This window comes from Herbiconiux sp. VKM Ac-1786, from assembly GCF_015350805.1.
GTDB lineage: Bacteria > Actinomycetota > Actinomycetes > Actinomycetales > Microbacteriaceae > Herbiconiux.
Genome location: NZ_JADKSG010000001.1, coordinates 1,474,513 through 1,487,383, shown reverse-complemented (window position 1 = coordinate 1,487,383; position 12,871 = coordinate 1,474,513). Strand labels below are relative to the sequence as shown.

The window sequence follows — 12,871 nt, the reverse complement described above, 5'->3', positions numbered from 1 at the left end:
CCTTTCGCGCCGAGACCCGTCTCGCGGCTGATCCGCCGCCGCGCATCCGCTCGTTAGCGTGAAGGCAGCGCGGCACCTCGCGGCGCGGGAGCGGAGGGCAGCATGCTCGAGATCGAGAACGTGAGCCGGTCGTTCGGCAAGAACCGGGTGCTCGACGGCGTGAGCTTTACGGTCGGCGACGGGCGGATGACCGGGTTCGTCGGCGGCAACGGGGCCGGCAAGACCACGACGATGCGGATCATCCTCGGGGTGCTCGCGAGCGACACGGGCACCGTGACCCTCGACGGCACGCGGCTGACGCCCGCCGATCGTGCCCTCTTCGGCTACATGCCCGAGGAGCGCGGGCTGTACCCGAAGATGAAGGTCGCCGAGCAGATCGTCTACCTCGGGCGCCTGCACGGCATGTCGGCCTCCGCCGCGAAGGCGAGCACCGACGACCTGCTCGAGCGCCTCGGCCTCGGCGAGCGCGCGAACGCCACCGTCGAGAGCCTCTCGCTCGGCAACCAGCAGCGTGCCCAGATCGCCGCGGCCCTCGTGCACGACCCGAGCGTGCTGGTGCTCGACGAGCCCTTCTCGGGCCTCGACCCGATGGCCGTCGAGACCGTGCAGACCGTGCTCACCGAGCACGCGGCGACCGGGGTGCCCGTGCTGTTCTCGTCGCACCAGCTCGACATCGTGGAGCGCATCTGCGACGACCTCGTGGTGATCGCGGGCGGCACGATCCGCGCGCAGGGCTCGCGCGAGGAGCTGCGGGAGCAGCACTCCGAGGCCCGCTACGAGATCGACCTGGCGCACGACGCCGGGTGGGTGCGCGAGATGCCCGGGGTGCGCGTGGTCGAGCTCGACGGCGACTACGCCGTGTTCGAGGTCGACCGAGGCGCGCCGGGCGAGTCGAGCCAGCCGGGCCAGTCGAGCCAGCAGGGCCAGTCGAGCCAGCAGGGCCAGGATGCCGCCCAGGCCGTGCTGCGCCGCGCCCTCGAGACCGGCCCCGTGCGCCGCTTCGCCCCCGTCCTGCCCACCCTGTCCCAGATCTTCAAGGAGGTCGTGCGATGAGCGCCGACACCCGCACCACGCGCCCCGCCCGCCCCGCCGCCCTCTCGGCGGTGCAGGGCACCCGCCTCGTGGCGTCCCGCGAGATCTCGATGCGACTGCGCAGCAAGGCCTTCCTGATCTCCACGGGCATCCTGCTCGTCGTCGTGCTCGGCTCGATCGTCGCCAGCGGCATCTTCGCGGCGAACGCGGGGGCGCCGAAGGTCGCCGTGGTGCCGCAGACGGCGCCGCTCGTCACCGGCCTCGGCGACCGCCTCGATATCACCCAGGCCGCCACGGTCGCGGATGCCGAGCAGCTCGTGCGCGACGGCGACGTCGAGGCGGCCATCGTGCTGCCCGGCACGGTCGAGGGCGCGACCCCGGCGGCCGGAACCGGCAGCACCGGGACCACCGGCACCACCGGCACCACCGGCACACCCGGAGGCCCCGAGGCCGCCTACGAGGTGCTCGCCCTGAGCGACACCCCCACCACCGTGGTCTCGCTGCTCAGCCTCGCCCCGCCCGTGCAGCTGCTCGAGCCGGGCGACTCCGACGGGTTCCTCGCCTACATCGTCGGCATCGCCTTCGGCATCGTGTTCTTCATGGCCGCCGTCACCTTCGGCTCCACGATCGCGCAGAGCGTGGTGGAGGAGAAGCAGACGCGGGTCGTCGAGATCCTGCTGTCGACGATCAACGCCCGTGAACTGCTGGCGGGCAAGGTGCTCGGCAACAGCGTGCTCGCCTTCGGGCAGACGGCCCTGATCGGCCTGGCGGCGGTGCTCGGCCTCGCCACCACCGGACAGTCCGGCCTGCTCGGCCTCCTCGGCCCGGCCATCGCCTGGTTCGTGGTGTTCTTCGTCTTCGGCTTCGTGCTGATCGCCGCACTGTACTCGGCGAGCGCCGCCCTGGTCTCGCGTCAGGAGGACGTCGGCTCGGTCACCTCGCCGGTCACCACCCTCGTGATGCTGCCCTACTTCCTGGTGATCTTCTTCAACTCGAATGAGACGGTGATGGCCGTGATGTCCTACATCCCGTTCTCGGCGCCGATCGGCATGCCGCTGCGACTGTTCCTCGGCGACGCCGAGTGGTGGGAGCCGCTCGTCTCGCTCGTCATCCTGCTCGCGACCACCGCGGTCGTCGTGGTGATCGGCTCGCGCATCTACGCGAACTCGCTGCTCCGCACGGGCCCCCGCGTGAAGCTGGCCGACGCCCTCAAGGGCTGACGCCCAGCCCGAAAGGGGTCACGCCAGGCGGGCCTCCCTCGCCGCGACGGCCGCCCGCACCAGGTCCTCCTCGCCGAGGAGCGGGACGAAGCCGAGCAGCTCGCGCGCCCGGGCGTTCGAGGTGCGGTAGCTCGGCGCACTGACGGGGAGCATCACGTCGACGGTCCCGAGTCCCGCTGCCGCCGCCAGGCGCCGCGCGAACGCGCCGAGGTCGGTCGGCTCGTCCGGTCCCAAGCCGATCACCTCGTGACCGGTCGTCGACGCCTCGAGCGCCAGGACCACTCCCCGTGCGAGGTCGGCCGTGGCGAGGATGCCCATCTGCACCGGTTCGCCGTCGGCCCGCGATGCGACCAGCAGTGTCGAGTCGTCGTCGGCGTACGGCTCGAGCACGTCGGCGACCTCGTCGTGTCCGGCGGCCCGCTCGCGCGGGAGGCGCCGACCGGCGAAGAACCGCGGGCCCGAGAAGAAGGAGTCGGGGTCGAGCAGCTCCGCCGGATCCTGCGTGTGCGAGAAGCGCAGCACCACGGTCGCCCAGCCGTTCGCCCGGCCGGCGAACGCCGTGATCTCCTCGGCCAGCACCTTGCTCAAGCCGTACCAGGTGACGGGGAGCCGCGGATGCTGCTCGTCCAGCGGCTGGTACACCGGCGCGTTCTCGGGATACACCTCCCCCGTACTCGCCAGCACGAATCGCCGGAGCGCCGACCCGTCCAGCGCCCGCACGAGACGCTGCGTGGCGGTGGCGTTCGCGTCGTACACGCGCGACGCGTCCTCCGGTCGCCATGACATGAACGCCCCCAGATGGGCGACCGCCTCGACGTCGGCCAGACGTGGGTCCTGGGGCGGCAGCTCGGCGAGGTCGCCGACGAGGTAGTCGACCCCGGGCACGGGGGCCGCGGGTGCCACGAGGTCGAGGCCGAGCACGTGATGCCCGCGTTCGACGAGCAGCGCTGCCACCGCCCGTCCGACCCGACCCGAGGCGCCGGTCACGGCGATCCTGCTCATCACGCCTCCGATCGCAGCGGCAGCTTGGCGGTCTCACGGGCGCGCAGCACCACCACGAGGCTGATGGCCGCAGCGGCCATCACGTAGAACGCCGGTGCGAACGAGTTGCCCGTGGCCCCGATCAGGAAGGTGGCCAGCAGCGGCGTGATGCCGCCGAACACCGCCACCGAGAGGTTGTAGGCGATCGCCATCGAGCCGTAGCGGATGTTCGTGGGGAACAGCTCGGCCATGGCCGCGCTCGACGCCCCGTCGTAAGCGGCCATGAAGATGCCGAGGAGGATCATCGCGACCGTCGCGCCGAGGAAGTTGCCCCCGCTCATCAGCATGAGCGCCGGATAGGTGAGCAGGATGAAGCCCGCGCAGCCCGCGATCATCACGGGCTTCCGTCCGATGCGGTCGCTGAGCAGGCCCATGAAGGGCACGAGCACGGCGATCACGAGCAGCCCGATCACGGTCGCCGCGTAGCTGAGCGGCTGGGAGAATCCGAGCGTGGTCTGCAGGTACGACGGCATGAACGTCTGGAGGATCCAGTGGCCCACCGCCTTGATCACGACGAAGCCCACGCAGAACAGCAGCGCGCGCCACGACGTCCGCAACGATGTGCGCAGCGGCGCCTTGGCCACCTCGCCCTTCTGCTTCACGGCCTGGAACTCCGGGGTGTCCTCGAGCTTCAGCCGCAGGTAGACCCCCACCAGGCCGAGCGGCAGGGCGAGCAGGAACAGGACACGCCAGCCCCAATCGTTCAGCGCGTCGGATCCGAGCGTGGCGGTGAAGAGCAGCACGAGCCCCGCCCCGACCACGAACGCGGCGAAGCCGAACACGTCGACGAAGCTCGTCACGAAGCCGCGCCGGTTCGATGGGGCGTACTCGGCCAGCAGGGTGGTGGCGCCCGAGCTCTCGCCGCCGGCGGCGAAGCCCTGCACGAGGCGCACGAGCACCAGCAGGAGCGGCGCCCAGATGCCGATCATGCCGTAGGTCGGCAGGATGCCCATCACCACGGTCGCTCCCGAGGTGACGAGGATGACCGTCGCCAGCGTGGACTTCCGTCCGACACGGTCGCCCAGCGAGCCCCAGAACAGCCCTCCCAGCGGCCGCATCACGAAGCCGGCGCCGAACACGGCGAAGGCGGAGAGGAGCGCCGCCTGCGGATCGCCCTGCTGGAAGAAGTTGAGGCTGATCACCGTCGCGAGCGTGCCGTACAGGCCGAAGTCGAACCACTCGACGAAGTGGCCGGTGCCGGCGGCCAGGATGACCTTCCGGACACGCCGCGCCCGTGAGGCGTCGTCGAGCGGTGCCGCTTCGGCGACCGCGACCGGGCTTGAGGAATCTGTCATGCGTGTCTCCCACGTCATTGTCGGGGTTGGAGCGGCTGTTCACCACTGGTTGCGAGCACGTTACCACTGAGCGGTACTTAAGCACCACTGGGTGATACAGTCGGACGCATCATGCAGAAGCGAACCATTGCGAGCGACATCGTGGTCGTGGGCGGAGGACTGGCCGGGGTATCGGCCGCCGTCGCCGCGGCGCGGCTGGGCGCATCCGTCTCACTGATCACCAACAGGCCCGTCCTCGGCGGCAACTCCTCGAGCGAGGTGCGCGTGTGGGTGGTGGGCGCCACCGCTCACGGACACCAGCGCTTCGCGCGGGAGACCGGCATCATGGGCGAGCTGTTCCTCGAGAACCAGTACCGCAACGCCGAAGGCAATCCCTACTACTGGGATCAGGTGGTGCTCGATCTCGTGCGCGCCGAACCGAACCTCACCCTGCACCTGAACACCGACGTGCGTCAGCTCCGGATGCACGAGACCGCCCGCACCGGCGAGGCCGCCGCCATCGCCTCCGTCACCGGCTGGACGATGGGCAGCGAGATCGAGACCACCTTCACGGCCCCGATGTTCCTCGACTGCACGGGCGACGGGCTCGTGGGACACCTCGCCGGAGCCCCGTACCGCATCGGCCGTGAGGCTCGGAGCGAACACGGCGAGAGCTGGGCGCCCGAGCAGGCCGACGGGGAGCTTCTCGGCAACTCGATCTTCTTCTACACGAAGGACACCGGGCGGCCGTCGAAGTACGTGGCGCCCAGCATCGCGAAGGACATCGCGGCCACACCGATCCTGCGCAACAGGGTCATCCGCACGGGTGACAACGGCTGCGACTACTGGTGGATCGAGTGGGGCGGTGAGCTCGACACGGTCACCGACAACGAACGGATCCGCGACGAGCTGTGGTCGGTGGTCTTCGGCATCTGGGACCACGTGAAGAACTCGGGCGACTTCGATGCCGACACGTTGAGCCTGGAATGGGTGGGCTCGGTGCCCGGGAAGCGCGAGTACCGACGGTTCGTGGGTGACTACACCCTCACCCAGAACGACATCGTCGAGCAGCGGGAGTTCGACGACGCGGTCGCGTTCGGCGGCTGGTCGATCGACCTGCACCCGGTGCAGGGCGTGTACTCCGAGACGGCAGGTGCCGAGCAGCGCCACCCCGCCGGCACCTACGGCATCCCGTACCGCTCGCTCTACTCCGCCACCGTGCCGAACCTCCTGTTCGCCGGCCGCGACATCTCGGCCTCGCACATCGCCTTCGGGTCGACCCGGGTGATGGCGACCTGCTCCACGCTCGGCCAGGCGGCCGGCACCGCGGCGGCACTCGCGGTGTCCCTCGGCGTGACACCCCGCGAGCTCGGCACGCATCACCTCGAGCGCCTGCGGCAGACCCTGGCCCGCGAGGACGCCCCGGTCGTCGGACTCCGGGCCGACGATCCCGACGATCTGGCACCGTCGGCGGCGGTCACGGCCTCGAGCGCTCTGACCACCCTCGCCGTCACGTCCGACTCCGGCTTCGAGCCCTACCCGCTCACGCGCGACGTCGGACTGCTGCTGCCCGTCGACCCCGCCCTCGACTCGGTGACCTTCGAGCTGGACAGCGAGCACGACACCGAGGTGACCGTGGAGCTCTGGGGCACCGGGCGCCCGCAGAACTACGTCCCCCTCGACCACGTGCTCACCCGTACGGTGCCGGTCGTCGCAGGGCCGGGCACGGCCACCGCCCGATTCGACTGGCACCCCGCGACAGCGCAGAACGCGGTGGTCGTGCTCCGTGCCGCACCCGGAGTCTCGGCCCGCCTGGTCGGCGAGCGCCCCTACGGCGTGCTCGCCCTCGAGCGCCGGATCGACGGCGACCGACCCTTCGACGAGCACATCCCCGAGGCCGCGGGCGATCCGGTGCTCGACTGGGTCGCCCGCGGGCTCCGCCGCCGCGCCTTCGCGTTCTCGGCGACTCCGGCCACTCGGGCGTACCGGCCGGAGCGGATCACGGACGGCCTGCAGCGCCCGTACGGCGGGCCCCACCTCTGGGCGACGCCGTCGACGGCGCCCGGACTGGCGTCGCCGGAGCACGTGCAGCTCTCGTGGGCGCATCCGGTGACCATCGCCTCGGTACGGCTCGTGTTCAACGACGACGTCGACGAGGACCTGATCAACCTGCACCACCACCGCACCGACTACGACGTGGTCCCCGAGCTGGTCACCGACTACCGGCTCGAAGCCTTCATCGACGGCGCCTGGCAGGCGATCGCCGAGGTGGCGGGCAATCGGCAGCGTCACCGGGTGCACCATGTCGGCCCCGTTCTGACGGATGCGCTGCGCCTCGTCTGCCTCGCGACGGGCGGAGCGCCGTACGCCTCCGTGAGCGCGGTCAAGGCCTACCCGGTCGCCGTCGGCAGGGAGCGATAGAGTTCCCGACATGGCCGGAGAGGTGCAGCAGGGGATCGGACGGGCCGCCGCCGTGCTGACCGCCCTCGGCGACGCGAAGTCGGGCGCGCTGCGGGCGAGCGACATCGCTCGCGCGATCGGCCTCGGGGCGTCGACCACAGCACGGCTGCTGGCCTCGCTCGAGGAGCTCGGCTACGTGAGGCGCGAACGGGATTCCCAGCTCTATGCGATCGGCACGGCCATCCTGTCGCTGGGGTCGCAGGCTCTGAACCACAACCCGGTGCACCGTGAGTCGAGAGCGGCGGCCGAAGCGCTCGCCCAGCGCACGGGCCTCGGTGTGAACGTCGGGGTTCTCGACGGGACGAGCCTGGTCTACCTGTGCCACTTCGAGGGAGCCCTCGCGCCCAAGTCGCACACCATGGTGGGCATGCGCCAGCCGCTGCACGCCTCGGGGCTCGGGAAGTGCCTGCTGCTCGATCTCGACGAGGCCGGACGACGGGCCCTGCTCGGCGACGACCTCGAGCGGTACACCGTGCACACTCTGACCGACCACGCCGCCTTGACCGCCGCTCTGGCCGAATCGGCCGAACGCGGCTACTGCACCGAGAATCAGGAACTGGCCCTGGGGCGCCTGTCGGTCGCGGCCCCGGTGCGAGACGCCGACGGGCGGGTCGTCGCGGGCATCTCGGTCTCGGGCCGGCTGTCGGTGGTGCGCGAACTCGACCACGACGAACTGGCCGAGCAGCTGATCGAGACGGCCGACCGCATCAGCGTCGGTCTCGGCATGATCTCGGCCGTGCCCACCGCCGCCCGCTGATTCCTCGGCCGGCGCTGTCGGTGGGGAAGCGCTAGCGCTGCCCGCGGTACAGGCGCAGCAGCACGATCACCGAGACCCACACGATCGCGAGCGTGGCGAGGCCCAGCAGGCCGATGTAGAACATCTCGAGCCAGAAGTACGGGTCCGGCTCCGTCTCGGTCATCATCATGGTCGCGAACCTACGCCTGCGCCGCCCGGCGCACACCCCCTTGCGCTCACCCTCCTGCGTCGACCGCCCGTTCCTGCGTCGACCGCCCGTTCCTGCGTCGACCGCCCGTCTCTGCGTCGACCGCCCGTCGGCGGATGGCAGAATCGATGGGTGACCGAGACACTGCACGACCTGGACTACCGCGGCTTCGCATCCGACAACTACGCCGGGGCGCACCCCGAGGTGCTCGAGGCGATCGGCCGGGCGAACGGCGGGCACCAGGTGGCCTACGGCGAGGACGTCTACACCGCCGAGCTGCAGAAGGTCATCAAGGGCCACTTCGGCGACCGGGCCGAGGCCTTCCCCGTGTTCAACGGCACCGGCGCGAACGTCGTGGGCCTGCAGTCGATGCTGCCCCGCTGGGGTGCGGTGGTGTGCTCGACGACCGCGCACATCCACACCGACGAGAACGCCGCCCCCGAGCGCGTCGCCGGCCTGAAGCTGCTCACCGTGCCGACGCCCGACGGCAAGCTCACGCCCGAGCTGATCGACGTCGAGGCCTGGGGCTGGGGCGACGAGCACCGCGCGCAGCCGCTGACCGTGTCGATCACGCAGACCACCGAGCTCGGCACGGCCTACACGCCCGACGAGATCGCCGCGATCAGTTCGCACGCTCATTCGCTGGGCATGACCGTGCACCTCGACGGCTCGCGCATCTCGAACGCGGCCGCGTCGCTCGGCGTGCCGCTCCGCGAGTTCACGACCGATGCCGGGGTCGACGTGCTGTCGCTCGGCGGCACCAAGAACGGGCTGCTGTACGGCGAGGCGGTCGTGGTGCTGAATCCGGATGCGGTGGCCGGCATCCCCTTCCTCCGCAAGCTCGACATGCAGCTCACCTCGAAGATGCGCTTCGTGTCGGCGCAGCTGATCGCGCTGTACGGCTCCGACCTCTGGCTGCGCTCGGCCTCGCACGCCAACGCGATGGCGGCGCGGCTGCGGGCCGCCGTCGTCGACCTGCCCGGCGTCACCCTCACGCAGGAGACGCAGGCGAACGCCGTGTTCGCGATCGTGCCGCCCGGGGTGGCCGACGCGGTGCGCTCGTCCTATCGGTTCTACGACTGGAACGCCGCGGCCGGCGAGGTGCGCTGGATGTGCGCCTTCGACACCACCGAGGCCGACGTCGACGGGTTCGCGGCGGCGCTCAGGTCGGCGCTCGCAGTTCACTCCTCGTAGACCGAGTCGGGCGTGCATCCGGGTGGCTCGGAGTTGCCGCTGAGGGTGAACTCGCCGCAGGTCATGAACCGCGCCTGGTTCGCGCCGAGCAGGAACGACGTCACCGCGACGAAGGCGACGACGCCGATCACCACGAAGCGTCGCCGCCGCGACACCTCCTCCCCGAACTCGGGCCAGATGATGCGGGCGAGCACCCACACGGTCGTCGGCACCGCGAGCACCGCCACCAGGGCGCCCAGCACGGCGACGGCGAGGGTCGCGGCGTCCTCGGCGTCGGGCTGCACCACGAAGTTCGCGGCCAGGTAGAGGCTCGGGGCGAGCAGCGCCGCGGCGCGCCACCAGCGCCGTCGGCTGCGGCCGAACAGCACCACCACGAAGAACGCGCCGGTCGCCGCCGCCCAGATCGTGAGCAGCTGGTCGAAGAAGAAGTCGCCCCAGGCACCGAGCGTGAAGGCGGGCCACCAGACGGCGGCGCACATGCCCACGACGATCACCCCGGCGATGCGCGCGGCCTTGCCGTCGCCGTGGTCGCGGCGGTCGCCCACGGGGGTTCCGGATGCTCGAGCCTCAGTCACGCGCTCACGGTAGCATCGCGGCCGCCCGCTCCGCGCGGACGTTGCGCGGTACCCCCCAGGGGTATAGCGTGGACGCCATGCCCGAGCACCAGCACTCCCCTGCACCCCAGCACGACGCGCACGAGCACGCCGACGCCCACTCCGAACACGAGGACGGTCACGGCGGGCACGACGCGCACGCCGGGCACGATCACGGCGGGCACGACGCGCACGACCACTCCGCCCATGCGGGTCACGGTGGCCACGGGGGGCACGACGGGCACGACCACTCCGGCCACGTCGCCATGTTCCGGCGCCTGTTCTGGGTGATGCTCGTGGTCGCCGTGCCGGTGGTCGCGTTCAGCAGCATGTTCGCCGAGATCCTCGGCTACGAGCTGCCCGCCGACGGCCCCACGACCTTCATCTCCCCCATCCTCGGCACCGTCATGTTCGTCATCGGCGGCCGCCCCTTCCTCACCGGCGGCGTCGACGAGCTTCGCGCCAAGCAGCCCGGCATGATGCTCCTGATCGCACTCGCGATCACGGTCGCCTTCGTCGCCAGCTGGGGCGCCACGCTCGGCCTCCTCGACCACCAGCTCGACTTCTGGTGGGAGCTCGCACTCCTGATCGTGATCATGCTCCTCGGCCACTGGATCGAGATGCGCTCCCTCGCCCAGACCACCTCCGCCCTCGACTCCCTCGCGGCCCTCCTCCCCGACGAGTCCGAGCGCATCGACGCCGACGGCACCGGCACCACCACCGTCGCCCCCGCCGACCTCGTCGTCGGCGACCTCGTGATCGTGCGCCCCGGCGGCCGCGTCCCTGCCGACGGCGAGATCGCCGAGGGCACCGCCGACCTCGACGAGTCCATGATCACCGGAGAGTCCAAGCCCGTCACCCGCGGCCCCGGCGCCCACGTCGTCGCCGGAACCGTCGCCACCGACACCGCCCTGCGCATCCGCATCACCGCCGTCGGCGACGACACCGCCCTCGCGGGCATCCAGCGCCTGGTCACCGAGGCGCAGAACTCGAGCTCCCGCGCCCAGCGCATCGCCGACGTCGCCGCCGGCTGGCTGTTCTGGTTCGCCCTCGGCTCCGCGATCATCACGGCCGTCGTGTGGACGCTCGTCGGCAGCCCCGACGACGCCGTCATCCGTACCATCACCGTGCTCGTCATCGCCTGCCCGCACGCCCTCGGCCTCGCCATCCCGCTGGTCGTCTCGATCGCCACCGAACGCGCCGCGAAGGCGGGCATCCTGGTCAAAGACCGCCTCGCCCTCGAGACCATGCGCACCGTCGACACCGCGCTCTTCGACAAGACCGGCACCCTCACCAAGGGCGCCCCGGTCGTCACCTCGATCACCCCGGCCGCCGGCATCGACGAGTCCGAACTGCTCGCCCTGGCGGCCGCCGCCGAATCCGACAGCGAGCACCCGCTCGCCCGAGCGATCGTCGAGGCCGCCCGGATGCGCGGCCTCACCCTCCCGGCCGCCACCGCCTTCACCTCATCCCCCGCGGTCGGCGTCTCGGCCCGCATCGCCGACGCCAGGGGCCGCACCGCGACCGTGCACGTGGGCGGCCCCCGCCTGCTCGAGCAGCACGCCGCGCATCCGCTCGCCGCACCTGCGCGCGAGGCGACCGCCCGCGACGCCACCGCTCACAACGCCACCGCTCACGACACCACTGCTCACGGCGCCACCGCCCACGACGCCACCGCTCACAACGCCACCGCTCACGGCACCACCGCTCACGACGCCACCGCGGTCGCGACGGCCACGAGCGACACCGTGCTTCACGTGCTGCGCGACCACGAGGTGATCGGGCGGATCACCCTCGCCGACGAGATCCGTCCCGAGTCGCGCACCGCGGTCGACGGTCTGCACCGTCAGGGCGTCGAGGTCGTCATGATCACCGGCGACGCCGAGCCGGTGGCCCAGGCGGTCGCCGCCGAGCTCGGCATCACCCGCGTGTTCGCCGGCGTGCGCCCCGAGGACAAGGCGGCCAAGGTCGCCGAGCTCCAGTCCGAGGGCCGCACGGTCGCCATGGTCGGCGACGGCGTGAACGACGCCCCGGCGCTGGCCCGCGCCGACGTCGGCATCGCGATCGGTGCCGGAACCGACGTCGCCATCGCGTCCGCGGGCGTCATCCTGGCGAGCGACGACCCGCGCTCGGTGCTGTCGGTCATCCGCCTCTCGAAGGCGGGCTACCGCAAGATGACCCAGAACCTCTGGTGGGCCGCGGGCTACAACCTGCTGTCGGTGCCGCTCGCGGCCGGGGTGCTGGCCCCGATCGGCTTCATCCTGCCGATGTCGGTGGGCGCGATCCTGATGTCGCTCTCGACGATCATCGTGGCCCTCAACGCGCAGCTCCTCCGCCGCCTCGACCTCCGCCCCGCGCCGCTCCCGGCGGCGAATGCATCGACGACCGGCCCCACCGGCGCGCCCGCGGCCGACACCACCGGCGCCCCATCGACGAGAATCGACGCATGAGCACGTCGCCCGCATCCCCGCACTCCACCGAGATCGAGACCACGACCGGGGCCGCCCTCGCACCGACTGAACCGCCGACCACGACGCCTGCCACGCCCGGCCGCCGCCCGGGCCCCGGCCCGGTCGACCTGATCCACGAGCACCACGGCTACATCGCCGACAAGACCGCCTACCTCAAGCGCCTCAAGCGCATCGAGGGCCAGGCGCGCGGTCTGCAGAACATGGTCGACGACGAGAAGTACTGCATCGACATCCTCACCCAGATCTCCGCGATGACGAGCGCGCTCGAGTCGGTCGCCCTCGGCCTCCTGAACGACCACCTGAACCACTGCGTCGTCGAGGCCGTCGCCGAGGGCGGCCCGGTCGCCGAGCAGAAGCTCAAGGAGGCCACCGACGCCATCGCGCGCCTCGTCCGCTCCTGACTCGAGCCGCACGACGCGTTCACCGCCGCCCGACCAGCGGCCGCCCCACGGGCCCGGCGCCGAGACGGTGGTCACCGCGCCGCGGCCCGGCGCCGAGACAGCGGCCGGCCCGCGGGCCCGGCGCCGAGACAGCCGCCGCCGCACGGGGCCAGCGCCGAGACGGTGGCCGCCGCACGGGGCCAGCGCCGAGACGGAGGCCGCCGCACGGGGCCAGCGCCGAGACGGAGGCCGCCGCACGGGG

The 12,871-nt window shown here is 71.6% G+C and carries 11 protein-coding genes; 7 read left to right on the top strand and 4 right to left on the bottom strand.

Annotated features, from left to right (window positions below):
• The first annotated feature begins 102 nt into the window (after positions 1 to 102).
• Positions 103 to 1,053: an ABC transporter ATP-binding protein gene (locus ITJ64_RS07405; protein ID WP_194680031.1), complete on the top strand. Its 951-nt coding sequence runs from the start codon at positions 103 to 105 to the stop codon at positions 1,051 to 1,053.
• Positions 1,050 to 2,252, top strand: coding sequence for an ABC transporter permease (locus tag ITJ64_RS07400; RefSeq protein ID WP_194680030.1), 1,203 nt, complete (start codon positions 1,050 to 1,052; stop codon positions 2,250 to 2,252). Before ITJ64_RS07405 ends, ITJ64_RS07400 begins: the two co-directional genes overlap by 4 nt.
• 18 nt (positions 2,253 to 2,270) lie before the next feature.
• Here the strand turns inward: ITJ64_RS07400 and ITJ64_RS07395 are convergent, their stop codons facing one another.
• Entirely contained in the window at positions 2,271 to 3,254 is a 984-nt protein-coding gene (locus ITJ64_RS07395; protein WP_194680029.1) for an NAD(P)-dependent oxidoreductase, read from the bottom strand.
• Positions 3,254 to 4,588 (bottom strand): MFS transporter, encoded by a 1,335-nt coding sequence (locus tag ITJ64_RS07390; protein ID WP_194680028.1) that lies wholly within the window; start codon positions 4,586 to 4,588, stop codon positions 3,254 to 3,256. Before ITJ64_RS07390 ends, ITJ64_RS07395 begins: the two co-directional genes overlap by 1 nt.
• 111 nt (positions 4,589 to 4,699) lie before the next feature.
• On the opposite strand from ITJ64_RS07390, the gene ITJ64_RS07385 reads away from it, so the two are divergent.
• Together ITJ64_RS07385 and ITJ64_RS07380 are read left to right on the top strand one after the other, a co-directional pair.
• Positions 4,700 to 6,988 (top strand): FAD-dependent oxidoreductase, encoded by a 2,289-nt coding sequence (locus tag ITJ64_RS07385; RefSeq protein WP_194680027.1) that lies wholly within the window; start codon positions 4,700 to 4,702, stop codon positions 6,986 to 6,988.
• 10 nt (positions 6,989 to 6,998) lie between these two features.
• Positions 6,999 to 7,784: an IclR family transcriptional regulator gene (locus tag ITJ64_RS07380; protein WP_194680026.1), complete on the top strand. Its 786-nt coding sequence runs from the start codon at positions 6,999 to 7,001 to the stop codon at positions 7,782 to 7,784.
• A 31-nt stretch (positions 7,785 to 7,815) separates the two neighbouring features.
• On the opposite strand, the gene ITJ64_RS07375 is transcribed toward ITJ64_RS07380, so the two are convergent.
• Positions 7,816 to 7,953: a hypothetical protein gene (locus ITJ64_RS07375; protein ID WP_173181766.1), complete on the bottom strand. Its 138-nt coding sequence runs from the start codon at positions 7,951 to 7,953 to the stop codon at positions 7,816 to 7,818.
• A 150-nt stretch (positions 7,954 to 8,103) separates the two neighbouring features.
• Here ITJ64_RS07375 and ITJ64_RS07370 point away from each other — a divergent pair, with 150 nt between their 5' ends.
• Complete coding sequence (locus ITJ64_RS07370; RefSeq protein WP_194680025.1) at positions 8,104 to 9,165, top strand: low specificity L-threonine aldolase; 1,062 nt, start codon at positions 8,104 to 8,106, stop codon at positions 9,163 to 9,165.
• Here ITJ64_RS07370 and ITJ64_RS07365 read toward each other — a convergent pair.
• Positions 9,153 to 9,740 (bottom strand): hypothetical protein, encoded by a 588-nt coding sequence (locus ITJ64_RS07365; protein ID WP_370545080.1) that lies wholly within the window; start codon positions 9,738 to 9,740, stop codon positions 9,153 to 9,155. The two genes, ITJ64_RS07370 and ITJ64_RS07365, sit on opposite strands and share 13 nt — an antisense overlap.
• A 77-nt stretch (positions 9,741 to 9,817) precedes the next feature.
• On the opposite strand from ITJ64_RS07365, the gene ITJ64_RS07360 reads away from it, so the two are divergent.
• On the top strand, positions 9,818 to 12,208 hold the full coding sequence (locus ITJ64_RS07360; RefSeq protein WP_194680024.1) for a heavy metal translocating P-type ATPase: 2,391 nt from the start codon (positions 9,818 to 9,820) through the stop codon (positions 12,206 to 12,208).
• Positions 12,209 to 12,339: 131 nt separating this feature from the next.
• A complete protein-coding gene (locus ITJ64_RS07355) occupies positions 12,340 to 12,630 on the top strand; it encodes a metal-sensitive transcriptional regulator (RefSeq protein ID WP_370545149.1) in 291 nt (96 codons plus the stop codon).
• Positions 12,631 to 12,871: the final 241 nt, after the last annotated feature.

Excerpts from the sequence above, each read along its gene's own strand:
- ITJ64_RS07405 (WP_194680031.1), top strand. The coding sequence starts at position 103 with ATGCTCGAGATCGAGAACGTGAGCCGGTCGTTCGGCAAGAACCGGGTG.
- ITJ64_RS07400 (WP_194680030.1), top strand. The coding sequence starts at position 1,050 with ATGAGCGCCGACACCCGCACCACGCGCCCCGCCCGCCCCGCCGCCCTC.
- ITJ64_RS07395 (WP_194680029.1), bottom strand. The coding sequence starts at position 3,254 with ATGAGCAGGATCGCCGTGACCGGCGCCTCGGGTCGGGTCGGACGGGCG.
- ITJ64_RS07390 (WP_194680028.1), bottom strand. The coding sequence starts at position 4,588 with ATGACAGATTCCTCAAGCCCGGTCGCGGTCGCCGAAGCGGCACCGCTC.
- ITJ64_RS07385 (WP_194680027.1), top strand. The coding sequence starts at position 4,700 with ATGCAGAAGCGAACCATTGCGAGCGACATCGTGGTCGTGGGCGGAGGA.
- ITJ64_RS07380 (WP_194680026.1), top strand. The coding sequence starts at position 6,999 with ATGGCCGGAGAGGTGCAGCAGGGGATCGGACGGGCCGCCGCCGTGCTG.
- ITJ64_RS07375 (WP_173181766.1), bottom strand. The coding sequence starts at position 7,953 with ATGATGATGACCGAGACGGAGCCGGACCCGTACTTCTGGCTCGAGATG.
- ITJ64_RS07360 (WP_194680024.1), top strand. The coding sequence starts at position 9,818 with ATGCCCGAGCACCAGCACTCCCCTGCACCCCAGCACGACGCGCACGAG.